This window comes from Apibacter sp. wkB309, from assembly GCF_002964915.1.
Taxonomy (GTDB): domain Bacteria; phylum Bacteroidota; class Bacteroidia; order Flavobacteriales; family Weeksellaceae; genus Apibacter.
On the sequence record NZ_PSZL01000006.1, the window covers coordinates 102,731 to 116,053 of the forward strand.

Annotated in this window: 12 protein-coding genes; 2 read left to right on the forward strand and 10 right to left on the reverse strand. The window is 31.1% G+C overall.

Features of this window, described 5'->3' with window-relative positions; genetic code table 11:
* Nucleotides 1-11 precede the first annotated feature (11 nt).
* On the forward strand, nucleotides 12-683 hold the full coding sequence (locus C4S75_RS05225) for an ABC transporter ATP-binding protein (protein WP_105297271.1): 672 nt from the start codon (nucleotides 12-14) through the stop codon (nucleotides 681-683).
* A gap of 129 nt (nucleotides 684-812) precedes the next feature.
* On the opposite strand, the gene C4S75_RS05230 is transcribed toward C4S75_RS05225, so the two are convergent.
* From C4S75_RS05230 to C4S75_RS05275, 10 genes are all read right to left on the reverse strand, one after another.
* The gene (locus C4S75_RS05230) at nucleotides 813-1,133 is read right to left on the reverse strand and encodes a DUF493 domain-containing protein (RefSeq protein ID WP_105297272.1); all 321 of its coding nucleotides are present in this window, start codon (nucleotides 1,131-1,133) and stop codon (nucleotides 813-815) included.
* 70 nt (nucleotides 1,134-1,203) lie between these two features.
* Nucleotides 1,204-2,973: a long-chain fatty acid--CoA ligase gene (locus tag C4S75_RS05235; protein WP_105297273.1), complete on the reverse strand. Its 1,770-nt coding sequence runs from the start codon at nucleotides 2,971-2,973 to the stop codon at nucleotides 1,204-1,206.
* Nucleotides 2,974-3,165: 192 nt separating this feature from the next.
* The gene (gene glyA / locus C4S75_RS05240; RefSeq protein WP_105297286.1) at nucleotides 3,166-4,437 is read right to left on the reverse strand and encodes a serine hydroxymethyltransferase; all 1,272 of its coding nucleotides are present in this window, start codon (nucleotides 4,435-4,437) and stop codon (nucleotides 3,166-3,168) included.
* A 13-nt stretch (nucleotides 4,438-4,450) separates the two neighbouring features.
* Nucleotides 4,451-5,473, reverse strand: coding sequence for a UDP-glucose 4-epimerase GalE (gene galE / locus C4S75_RS05245; RefSeq protein WP_105297274.1), 1,023 nt, complete (start codon nucleotides 5,471-5,473; stop codon nucleotides 4,451-4,453).
* Between the two features lie 24 nt (nucleotides 5,474-5,497).
* Nucleotides 5,498-7,492: a KUP/HAK/KT family potassium transporter gene (locus C4S75_RS05250; protein WP_255410588.1), complete on the reverse strand. Its 1,995-nt coding sequence runs from the start codon at nucleotides 7,490-7,492 to the stop codon at nucleotides 5,498-5,500.
* A gap of 107 nt (nucleotides 7,493-7,599) precedes the next feature.
* Nucleotides 7,600-8,340, reverse strand: a complete 741-nt coding sequence (locus C4S75_RS05255) for an endonuclease/exonuclease/phosphatase family protein (RefSeq protein ID WP_158254213.1) — start codon at nucleotides 8,338-8,340, stop codon at nucleotides 7,600-7,602.
* 289 nt (nucleotides 8,341-8,629) lie between these two features.
* Nucleotides 8,630-9,535 carry a DUF6576 domain-containing protein gene (locus tag C4S75_RS05260; protein WP_146105566.1) on the reverse strand — a complete coding sequence of 302 codons (906 nt, stop codon included), beginning with the start codon at nucleotides 9,533-9,535 and terminating at the stop codon, nucleotides 8,630-8,632.
* 9 nt (nucleotides 9,536-9,544) lie between these two features.
* Nucleotides 9,545-10,324, reverse strand: coding sequence for a rhomboid family intramembrane serine protease (locus C4S75_RS05265; protein WP_105297278.1), 780 nt, complete (start codon nucleotides 10,322-10,324; stop codon nucleotides 9,545-9,547).
* A gap of 35 nt (nucleotides 10,325-10,359) precedes the next feature.
* Nucleotides 10,360-12,117, reverse strand: coding sequence for a DNA mismatch repair endonuclease MutL (gene mutL / locus C4S75_RS05270; protein ID WP_105297279.1), 1,758 nt, complete (start codon nucleotides 12,115-12,117; stop codon nucleotides 10,360-10,362).
* Between the two features lie 157 nt (nucleotides 12,118-12,274).
* Complete coding sequence (locus C4S75_RS05275; protein ID WP_105297280.1) at nucleotides 12,275-12,568, reverse strand: hypothetical protein; 294 nt, start codon at nucleotides 12,566-12,568, stop codon at nucleotides 12,275-12,277.
* Nucleotides 12,569-13,010: 442 nt separating this feature from the next.
* Between C4S75_RS05275 and C4S75_RS05280 the strand changes: the two genes are divergently transcribed.
* The coding region (locus C4S75_RS05280; RefSeq protein WP_105297281.1) for a hypothetical protein at nucleotides 13,011-13,323 on the forward strand (313 nt) is incomplete at its 3' end.

The window sequence follows — 13,323 nt, forward strand, 5'->3', positions numbered from 1 at the left end:
TAAAATATTATATGGTACTTATTCAAAATATACATAAATCTTTTGGTTCCCTTGAAGTTTTAAAAGGTGTTTCTCTTCATATAAAAAAAGGTGAAATAGTTACCATTGTGGGAGAATCAGGTGCCGGTAAATCAACTCTTTTGCAAATCATTGGCACTTTAGATAAACCATCAAATCCGGAAAGATATCACAGCATTATTGAAATTGATAATTTACCCATTACTCAATTGAGAGATAAGGAACTTTCTTTATTTAGAAACCAGAATATTGGATTTATTTTTCAATTTCATCAATTATTACCAGAATTTACTGCACTTGAAAACGTGATGTTACCCGGAATGATTGCCGGAAAATCTAAATCTAAATTAGTTAATAAAGCAAAGGAATTATTAAGTTACCTAAAATTATCTCATCGCTTGGAGCATAAACCCGGTGAACTTTCCGGTGGTGAACAGCAAAGGGTTTCCGTTGCCAGGGCATTAATGAATAATCCTAAAATTATTTTAGCGGATGAACCATCAGGAAATCTTGATTCAGCGAATGCTGAAGATTTACATCAATTATTTTATCAATTAAGAAAAGAATTTAATCAGACTTTTATAATTGTGACGCATAACTCTCATTTAGCTTCTATGGCAGATAGAAGTTTACTTATGAAAGACGGGATAATAGCTAATAATTGATAATAAAATAGTACGCTTTTCCGGCTGATTATAGTTTTTTTATTACTATATAAACTTATTTTAACTTTATTCCAATAAAAAAGCATCAAAAAATAGTTTTCTGATGCTTTTTTATTTTTTAAATTTTACTTATAACATAACTATTCCTTCAATGGAACTTGCTTCTTTATAATATTCAATAACTGAAATTGAATCCGTTACATACATAGTAATGGTTATGCTTGTATATTTACCGTTTTTACTTTCTTTCATTGAAAATGAAGCTCCGCTATGATCAAAAATCTTATGCAATTGAGCCACTTTCTTGCTTTCCGTTGGAATTATAAACTTAAACATATAATTTCCCGGAAATGTATGTTCTTTGTCTAACTGTTCTTTAAATCTTGAATAAAAATCTTCAGGATTTTCGCCTTTATTGGCAAATATTTTTATATTGTCATTCCTATTCATGATAACCTTTAAATCAAATCTAAAGCCAAATAAAATTTATGACAAAATAGCATGTTGAAAATTATTTTAGTTATTTATCATACAATTTATTATATAAATTGATGTACTTTTCTTTAATAAATTTTCTTTTTAATTTTAAGGTAGGGGTTAATTCTCCTCCTTCTACCGACCATACATTTGGGGTAAGCTCAATTTTTTTAATTTGCTCCCATTTCCCTAAATTTTTATTCACCTTTTCAACATCTTGCATAATTCTATCTTTAATTATCTTATTATTGACAATTTCTTCCGGTGAAGCAGTAGAATTTAATGGTAAATGTTTATAGCTAATATATTTAGAAATAAAATCAAAATCAGGCTGTATAAGGGCACAAGGCATTTTTTCTCCGTCACCAACTACCATGGCTTCTCCTATAAACCGTGATTGCTTAAGGTTATTTTCTGTTACTTGTGGAATAATATATTTTCCTCCGGAGGTTTTAAATATTTCTTTTTTTCGATCGGTAATTTTTAAGTATCCATCTTTCATATAGCCTATATCTCCTGTCTTAAGCCAACCGTCTTCCGTAAATATTTCTTTGGTTTTTTCTTCATCTTTATAATACCCTAAGAAAACATTAGGCCCTTTGGTTAATATTTCTCCGTCCTCTGCAATTTTAACCTCATATCCGTCTAATAAAGGTCCCACCGTGCCTAATCGGTAGACTTCATCTTTTATACCGTTTACCGAAATAACCGGAGAGGTTTCTGTCATTCCATATCCTTCTGTAACGAGTAACCCAGCGGCAGAGAATACTCTACAAAGATTTTCAGATAGCGCGGCACTTCCACATATCATTAACTGAAGATTATTACCTACTGCTTCTCTCCACTTTTTAAATACTAAAGCATCTGCTATTTTATGAGAAAGGCCGGTCGGTTTGAAGGGTTGATATTTTTTAGCTACATTGAGTGCCCATAAGAAGATTTGTTTTTTAATCCAACCGGAAGAAGTTCCTTTGTTATATATGGATGCATACAATTTTTCAATTACTCTCGGAACCACTAGAATCACATCGGGTTTAACTTCTTGAAAGTTTGAAGCTAATTTATCTATACCTTCTGCAAAATATATCCCATAACATTTATACATAAAAACATAGACTACCATTCTTTCTAATATATGACTGATGGGAAGAATACTTAAAATTCTGAATTTCTCATCATTTTTCATTAAAAATCTGGTATGGCATCCCATTACATTGGATAGTACATTTCCATGTGAGAGCATAACGCCTTTGGGTCTTCCTGTAGTTCCGGAAGTATAAATTAACGTCATCCATGTATCGGGTTTTATAGTATTTTTTAAGGTTTCAACATCTTGTTGATTGGATTCCTCTTCTCCCTTTTCTTTAATTTCTGACCAATGGGGAACTCCTTCTATCTCATCGAAGGTAAAAATATTTGAAAGCGAAAAGCAATTTTCCTTTATATTTTGTACTTTATCATATAACTTTTTGTCAGAAATAAGACAAAACTTAGCTTCACTGTTGTTAAGTATAAATGTTAAATCGTCATCGCTCATGGTTGGATATATAGGAACACTTACCGCTCCTATTTGTTGTATGGCAAAATCCATAATCATCCATTCTGTTCTGTTTACTGACGTAATTAAAGCTATTCTGTCTTCAGGTTTAATTCCATATTTTAAAAGACCTCTACTAACTTGGTTAACCTGATCTATAAGCGATTTTGTCGATATTCCTTCCCAAACTCCATTTTTTTTTGATGATAAGGAAACTTCAATCGGCCTATTTTCTAATTGATAATATAAAATGTCAAATAGCCTAGCGACTTTCATTATGTATTCATTTTAAAGCGCGAAAAATACAAAAAAATAATATATTAGCAAAAATCATCTTTTTTCTTGATTTGTTAATTAGAAATAAAAAATCAAGTATTCTATCTTATGTAAATGAAAACTGACTAAAACTTATTAATTAGAAATAATCAGTTTTCATAATTTAAATTTTTTTAAAATTCAATATTTTATTTACCATTGAAATAAAGGCCTAGAATCCATCAAAGCATTGACTTCTTTTTTTACTTTATCTATTACCTTTTCGTTTTCCGAATCTGAGATAACTTCATTTATAAAATCCGCTATTTTTATCATATCGTCTTCTTTGAGCCCTCTGGTGGTTACTGCTGCAGTTCCCAATCGAATACCTGATGTTACAAAGGGACTCCTGTCATCGTAAGGAATCATATTTTTATTACATGTTATGTCTGCTTTTTCTAATACTTTTTCGGCAGCTTTACCTGTAATATTTTTATTGTGTAAATCAATTAGCATGAGATGATTATCAGTCCCTCCTGAAATTATAGTAAAATCTCTTTCTATCAATGCTTGAGATAAAGCTTCGGCATTTTTAACGACTTGATGGGTATAAGCAAGGTATCCATCACTTAATGCTTCAATGAATGTTATCGCTTTAGCTGCTATTATATGCTCTAAAGGTCCGCCCTGAGTTCCCGGAAAAACAGCTCCATCTAGCACTTGTGACATCATCTTTATCTCTCCTTTAGGCGTTTTATGTCCGAAGGGATTTTCAAAATCCTTACCTAACATAATCATTCCTCCTCGTGTACCTCGTAATGTTTTATGAGTTGTAGTGGTAACAATGTCACAATAAGGTAAAGGATCACTTAAAATTCCTTTAGCTATTAATCCTGCAGGATGTGAAATATCAGCCATCAATATTGCCCCTATTTCATCTGCTATTTCTCTAAATTTTCTATAATCAAAATCTCTGGAATAGGCTGATGCTCCCACTATGATCATTTTAGGCTTTTCTTTCCCGGCAGTTTCAATCATATCTTCATAGTTGATGCGCCCATCTTCTTTATTTACTTTATAAAAAACCGGGTTGTAATTTATTCCTGAAAAATTAACGGGAGAACCATGGGTTAGATGTCCGCCATGGGCTAAGTCTAACCCCATTACTTTGTCACCGGGTTTCAAACAGGCTAGAAATACGGCTGCATTTGCCTGTGCTCCGGAATGGGGCTGAACGTTTACATAAGAAGCACCAAATAACTTTTTAGCACTTTCTATGGCGATTTCTTCTATTTGGTCTATTACTTCACATCCACCATAATATCTCCTTCCCGGATATCCTTCTGCGTATTTGTTTGTTAATACAGATCCGGCGGCTTTCATTACTTCGTCGCTGACAAAGTTTTCCGAGGCTATCAATTCAAGCCCTTTGGTTTGTCTTTGTTTTTCTTTTTCGATCAGTTCGAATATTATTTTACTTTCCATAACATAGTTTACTTTATTTTCTATATGATTTTTCCCAATTCCATGCATCTTTAACCATATCATCTAAAGAATACTTGGCTTTCCAATTTAATATTTGATTGGCTTTATCGCAACCGGCATAGATGCTTTCTACGTCTCCATTTCTTCTGCCTCCTATAACATAAGGTACTTTAACCTTATTAACCGCTTCAAAGGTATTTATTATTTCTAAAACAGAATTTCCAAGCCCTGTTCCTATATTAAATATATCATGCGACAAATCTCCTTTATCTGCCAGTAAATACTCACAAGCATTTACATGAGCTTTCGCAAGATCAACCACATGAATATAGTCTCTTATGCATGTTCCGTCGGCGGTGTTATAGTCGTTACCAAATACTGTCAATTCTTTTCTAATTCCAAATGCTGTTTGTGTTATAAATGGCATTAAATTACTGGGAATTCCTTTCGGCAATTCTCCAATTAAGGAAGATGAGTGGGCTCCTACCGGATTAAAGTATCGTAAAGAAAGTGCTTTTAAGCTTCCCGTTGCCGAAACTTTTTCTATTATATCTTCTGCCATTTGCTTAGTACTTCCGTAAGAAGATAGGGCTTTTTGAATTGGAGAGGTTTCTGTAACAGGTAATTTTTCGGGTTGTCCATATACGGTTGCAGAGGATGAAAAAACCAATTTTCTTACCTTAAATTCATTCATAACTTCCAATAAGTTCATAAGAGATATTAAATTTGACCGGTAATAGATTAGAGGAATTTCCATAGATTCTCCAACTGATTTTTTAGCTGCAAAATGTATACAGGCAGAAATATCGTTATTATCCGTAAATACTTGATGCAATTTTTTATAATCACCTATATCGTATGAATAGAATTTGGGTTTACATCCCGTAATTTTTTCTATTCTTTCTAATATAAATAATTCTGAATTACTCAAATCATCTATAATTATCGGTTCAAATCCTGATTGAATTAATTCAACTACCGTATGAGAACCTATGAATCCTAAGCCCCCAGTAATTATGATTTTAGTTTTATTCATAAGTCATGAAATTTATCTAAATATTTATTTATAATTCTTCACTCTTTTTATCCTGCTTTTATATATTACATCCGTAAGCATTGGCACTTCTTCCACTTCTACGTTATAAGTGTCTAAGCCTAAAGCAGCGGTATCAGATATTCCTATATATTTGACCATGTTATAAAAGCGTAAGATAAACCTTTCTTTTAATGAAAACAAATATTCTTGATTGAAAACTCTATCTATAAGGATATATTTAAAATCTGCAGGAATATCATATTTTTTCAAAGATGGATAATTGCTTGACAAATCTATCTTTCCTGAGATTTTTAAATCTTCAAGCACTTGGCTAAAATAAATATTTATTAATGGAACTACTTTGAATCCTAATTTAAAATTAACTTTATATAAGGTATTGGGTATTAATTCTAATACATCATATTCAAACGTATACGGGTTTGTATCATTTTCTACTCTAAGAAACCAATAGTAATCTGCTCTTTTAGGATTTTTATTGATTATGGAAAATAAAATTTTTGCTTCTATTTCTTCTGATTTACCAGCTCTACTTATGTATACTAAATGGGTTGAATATTTCGATATGTCTGTATCGGTTTTCATATCTTGTATAATAGGTAAATAAGGTTTTATATTTACGTATTGTACGTATTTATTCTTCAATTTTCGTCCATTATACCAAATGTACATAGAGAAGGCAATCAAACCGGCTAACATCATGGTAATCCATCCGCCTTCTTCAAATTTCAACGCATTGGCATAGAAAAATCCTCCTTCAATGATAAAATATATGATTGCAAATAGTAAAATAAAAAATATATTTACTTTTTTGCTATATAAATAGAAAAGTAATAAAATGGTTGTCATCAGCATAGTGATGGTAATTGCCAAACCATAGGCCGCCTCCATTTTAGAAGATTCTTTAAAATAAAATACAACAAAAATACAGGATATGAGTAATCCCCAATTTATGGCCGGAACATACATTTGACCTTTTTCATGAGTGGGATATTCAATTTTTTGCCTAGGCCAAAAGTCCAACGACATAGCCTCGCTAAATATAGTATAAGATCCTGTTATTAAGGCCTGGCTTGCTATAACCGCTGCCAAGGTAGCCATTCCTACTCCAATGATTACAAAGTTATCGGGCATCATCATAAAAAATGGGTTTCCTCCACTAGCTGCTTCTACAGGATGTGACAGAATCCATGCACCTTGTCCGAGATAGTTTATGATTAAACAAATTTTTACAAAGCCCCAACTTATCCTGATGTTTTTAATTCCACAATGTCCCAAATCGGAATATAATGCTTCGGCTCCGGTGGTACACAGAAATACAGCACCCATGATTAGTAAAATCATATGTTTAGCTTCTAATGCAGTTTCTGCACTGTCTCTCACAATAAGCATTAACTTAACAGCATAATAGGGATTTATTGCTTTTATTACATATAAATTAGGTATAAATTGAATAGCACCGAGTAGTAATAACATGATAAACCAGAGGGTCATGATCGGTCCGTAAAATTTCCCTATAGACTGGGTTCCAAATTGTTGAACGACAAAAAGAACTATAAGTATAAATATGGTAATGGGTATAACTTCTGTATTTGGATTATAACTTTTAAGTCCTTCTACTGCCGACATAATGGTCATTGAAGGAGTAATTACCCCATCAGAAACTAACGTTGCGGCTCCTAAAATGGCTACTATATACAGCCATTTATTCTTCATCTTTTTGACCAGTGAATACAACGCTAAAATTCCACCTTCTCCATTATTATCAGCTCGTAACGCTATCACCACATACTTTAGGGTTGTTTGCAATGTTAACGTCCAAATGATGCAAGACAAGGCCCCTATGATAAAATCTTCTGAAATATGATCTGTGTGATTGGCGGCAACTATGGCTCTCATTACATATAATGGAGAGGTTCCTATATCACCAAAAACTATCCCGATGGTAACTACTAAACCTATAAAAGTAAGTTTGGATTTCTTAGAATCAATCTGCTGCACAATTAGTTATTTTAATTTACTACTAATTTGCAAAGTTATATTTTTTTTAAGTTAAATTTTTTTTTATACTGTTAATTTAATTAAAATAGAACCGGAAATTTAGCTCATTAATTTAACTTCAATGTTGCCAGTACCGGATAATGATCAGAAATAGTAATTGTTTTATCTACATAACATTGCATCGGTGTAAAACTATTACTTGCAAAAATATAATCAATTCTGATGGGATAATAATAATCATAAAAAGTCCAACCTAAACCTTTCCCACTTTCTTCAAAAACATCTGTCAAATCTTTTTTCAAGGTAAAATATTCATACGATAAGGGTACCGAATTCAAATCTCCACAGACAAGTACGGGATAGGGCGATTCTTTTATATATTTTGAAAGTAAATCTATTTGAACTTGATGTTTTTGAAAACCTTTTATTAATTTTTCCGTTATCAGTTCCAAATTACTTCCAAAATGTTTTAGGCTGTTGGCTTTGAATAAATTTTTAGAAAGATTCATAGGTTCTAAATATATACTGAAACATCTTATTATATCCTGATCTTTCTGTATATCTACCAAGCATGCAAATCCATTGCCCGGCAGTATTATTTTTTGTTCATTTATAATGGGATATTTTGATGATATGCCAATTAAATCAAAGGCTGCATTATAGCGTTCAGCTAAAAATATTTCTTTAGATCTCCACTGTCTGGTATAGATTTCGTGAAAAAATGCAATGTCAATATCTTTTTGATGAATATAGTTTTCCAGGGATCGTAAGTCTTTATTATCGTTTGCATATCTAATATTATAGGTTAAAATTTTAAGTTCATTATTTCGAATCGGTTGATTATTCAATTCCCCAAAATGAACGTATTTTTTTATAGGAAACAGTAAAAAAAGGGTGATAATAAAGAAGGGTACAAAAATTAATTGTCTTTTAATAAGCCAAAATATAGTGAACAAACAATAAATAGCAATTAGTATGGGATATATTAAAGCAAGTAAGCCTAAATATGGAAATGTCTTGGGTTCAATAAATTTGTTAAAATAAGTCAGACACAGTAAAATAGTTATACTAAGATGTATTATAAGAAATAGATAATTAAATTTGCTCTTTTTTATAAACATCATATTCTTAAATATTTCATTTGAAAGAATTAAATAAAAACTCTTTTTCCTGTTTCGTCAAACTATCATATCCGCTTTTTGAAATTTTATCCAATATAGTATCGATCTGTTTTTGTTTCTTTACTTTGTTATAATTAAATTCTTCGTCAGATAAAGGTCTAGAGTGATGCGATGTATATTGTTTTTTATCGTTTTTTTCAATTTTAAATTTGGGTTTACCTAGTTTTTTAAAATAAGCTCCGACATGGCTGACAATTTTCTTAAAATTGGGAATAGGAAATACTAGAAAATCATTTCCTTTTTGGAAAGACTTCATATAAAAAAATCCAAAACTTGCAGCTGCTATTCTTGCTATAAATACTCCGATAAGTTCATTATAGTTGAGCAAATTAACAACATCAAAGAGCACAAACACTATTCCAACGACATAAAGAGGTAGTTGATAGGGTATGGGAAATAGGGATATTTGCATTTTTGGATTGTATGAAATTATTGCAAATAAGCAACTATAAACACCCAACATTCCACCTTCTAAAAGGGTATATTCCTGATCTGCAACTATATTTGTAAGTAAAAAAGCTATACAACCAATTAAATTGCCATAAACGAAAAATTTAAAAAAACTTGATCCACTAAAATATATTCTGAAAATTTTTTCCACAAAATAAATAATCATTGCGGTAGTTATTAAATACCAAAGATTAGTATATATAAATGGAAAGGTTATAATAGTCCAAATAAATGGAAAAAAATTATTTACAGAAACCAAAACATATGAGGTTATTGAAAAATCAAACGTTTTAATTAATAAAAAGTTTAAAATCCAATAAAAAAATGAAAAGAACACAGAAATGAAAATGAGTTTAATTCCTTCTGTTCCATTTTTATAATAATCCCATATATTTATCATCTTTTTTTCCATACAATTGATTTAATTCCAACGATATCTGTTTTTTAGCCAATGACGAGTTAAAAAATATCCAAAAACGGCTCCTCCTAAATGAGCAAAATGTGCTACATTATCTCCTTGCGATTGTTGTATTCCCAAATATAATTCTAATAAAACCATAATCGGAATAAAATATTTAGCCTTCATTGGGATCGGTGGAAAGATTAACATTAATACGGAATTAGGAAACATCACTCCAAAGGCTACTAAAATTCCATAAATGGCTCCACTGGCTCCCACCATTGGGGTGACTAAATCTACATATAGCTTGCTTGCAATATATTGATTAGTCCCATGGGGCAAAGTATTCAACCATGCATATGCTTTTTGTTCCACATTATTATTTGCTATTTCATAACTTAATTTAGCATATTTGCCAACTTCGTTTAAAGGAACATTAGCAGACACTAAAGAATCATACACTTGCTTGAATTCAAAGTAATTAACTAAATTGAATAAAGCAAAAGCTCCTAATCCACAAACGAAATACAAGATTAAATATTTTTTAGCTCCTAAAGACTGTTCTACAGCGGATCCAAACATCCACAGGGAAAACATGTTGAAGAAAAAATGTGTAAATCCTCCATGCATAAACATATGCGAAATTATTTGATACCAATGAAAATTGGGGGATAAAGGGAAATATGCTCCAAAAAGAACCGTGAGATCTATCCCGCGAGTAGATAATATATAGGTTGCTATAAAAAACAGAGTGTTTAATAGTAAAAGATTTTTAGTTACCGCTGGTATAGTTCTATTCATTATTTTAAAAAATTAATTGTTCTAAATGATGGTTATTAATCGAAATTTGGCATGGGCAATATTTCATAATTTCTTTTTCCAAAAGGATTAAATTTAGGACATCCTAAAGTTATGAAATTCTCCCAAATAGGTAAGAAATGAGACGGTTGTATAAATTCATTTCTTTTTCTGGCAGAAACTTTTGAAATGGTTTTACTAAAAAATACAGAAAATTCTTCTTCGGAATGTTCTGATAATTCACTTAATAAATAATCAATTAATTCAATTATTTTTTCCTGCATAACATCCGATGGTATTGCTGTTATTGTTAGTAAATCTTCTTCAATTTCCATATCTAATCCCTCTGCAAATAATGCGGTTTTAATTGAATCTAATTTCTCTTTTTCAAGATCATATACCGGTCTTTCGATGGGAAACAATAATTGTTGACTTAAGACATTCCCTTTCGAGTTTTTCATATGATTTTCATATAAAACTGTCTGATGTATTCTATAGGGATCTAATATCCATACATTGGAATCTTTTTCAGTAATCCATCTCCCATTGGATAATCGTAATAGTGACGATTCGGTGATAGTTTCACTAGGATTATCAAACATTTCAGTAGTTAAAATTTCTTGTCTGGAAGATGCATATAATTCATTCAAATTGACTTTTTCGGCATGTGACGGTTTACCGGATGTAGTATCAAACGGATTATAGGACGAATTAATATTTATTTTAGGTTCAACAACGGGAGTATCTTTTTTATTTAATGAAAAACTCCAATCAGGATTTTGATCAAAATCTAAGCTTGGTACAACATTATAAACCCCAAGGGATTTTTTAATGGCTGTTCTTAATAATGCATATATTGACGCTTCGTCTTCAAATTTAATTTCTGTCTTAGTCGGATGAATATTAACATCTATTCTTTCCGGATCAATCTGTATATAAAGAAAAAATGAAGGCAAAAACCGTGGCGGGATCAATCCTTCAAAAGCATCCTGTACCGCTTTATTTAAATAGGTCGATCTAAAAAACCTTTGATTTACGAAAAAAAATTGTTCACCACGTGCTTTTTTAGCACCTTCCGGTTTTCCTATAAATCCATTTAATTTTATCCAATCTAATTGTTCTGCAATTGGGATTAATTGATGTTGAATTTTTCTGCCGAAGATTTCTGAAATTCTTTGTAACAAACTTCCTGAACGAAGCCTGAACATTTCTTCGTCATTATTAAATAATTGAAACTGTATATCTTCATGTGCTAAAGCAACTCTATGGAATTCGTCTAAAATATGCCTAAATTCAACGGAATTGGATTTTAGAAATTTTCTTCTTGCCGGCACATTAAAAAATAAATTTTTAATTAAAAATGTGGATCCAACTGCTGTATTTACGGGAAGTTGAGAAATGATGTCTCCCCCTTCAATAATAATATGAGTACCCAATTCATCTTCCTCTTTACGAGTTTTTAATTCAACTTGAGAGACTGCTGCTATGGAGGCTAATGCTTCTCCTCTAAAGCCTTTGGTGTGAATATGAAATATATCTTCTGTAGTTGTTATTTTTGAGGTTGCATGTCTTTCAAATGACATTCTTGCATCAGTTACGCTCATTCCCACCCCATTATCAACTACCTGAATTAGATTTCGACCCGCTTCTTTTATGATTAGTTGAATTTGCGTTGCTTTTGCATCGATAGCATTTTCTAAAAGTTCTTTTACTACAGAAGAAGGTCTTTGTACTACTTCTCCTGCCGCTATCTGATTGGATACATTATCCGGAAGTAAGTGTATTATATCAGGCATACTACAAAGTTATTAAAACTATTAGAAACCTCATCGCATCCTTTTACTAATTAAAAAAATGAAAGAACAATTATTTAATTAGCAATAATTTAAAAAATGTTAAATTTATATAACAAAAACTAATCAGTAGCCTATATCTTTCAAATAATCTGCTTTTTTATTGGTAAATTTTTTCTTTGTTATAAAAATCAACAAAATTTTCATACCCTATGTATTTACATAATAAATCTAATATATGTCTGTTGGGTTCTCCTGTAGCTTTTTCTCTTCCATCTATATATTTATCGTAATATCTTATAAATGTCTTTTCACTAATACATGTCTTATATTCTTTTTCAATCTTAACGGAAATATGTTTTGAAAGAGGAGTTTTCAACACAAGTAACGATTCTTTTTTAGCTTTATTAAAAGCCGCATAAACTATCTTCTTAATTACTTCTTTATATCCCATACTTTAATTCTAATAGTTAGTAAATACTTTTTTGCAACCAATAAAAAAAGAAGCAAAATTTTTTAAATGTCTTTAAAAAGTCTTTAGTATGTCTTTATTTTACTTTATATTATCAGTTACTTTGTATTTGAATTTTGTTAGTATATTTTATAGCAAAGGTACTAAATGTATTCTAATAAGGAATAAACAAGTAGTAGTATTTTAATAGAATTGGGAAGCCTATTAAATAACTGCCACTTCGTATTGCTTGCTTCCCTAATGCATAACTGTATTTTAAATGCTAGAAAACAGCTAATTAGCTATCTAAAAATTTTTAGATACATTTTTTTATTAAGTAAAAATTAAATAAACAATAAACATGAAAAAAATATCAATATCTATAGTAAGTTTATCTTTAAGCTTATTTATAACATCATGCAACGACGATTATAGCGATATCCCAATGCAAAAAACTTTATCTGCAGAAAATACATTAAACAGCCAGACACAAAAAGAGGAAAATAATTCCGAAAATACGGAGATTGGAATTTATAGGGTCGATATGGATATCAGTGGAGAAACTGCTCAGAATCCCGTGAGAAGAATGGATATCAGCGGGGAAACTGCTCAGAATCCTGTAAGAAAAATGGACATTAGCGGAGAAACTGCTCAGAATCCCGTGAGAAGAATGGACATTAGCGGAGAAACTGCTCAGAATCCCGTGAGAAGAATGGACATTAGCGGGGAAACTGCTCAGAATCCCGTGAGAAGAATGG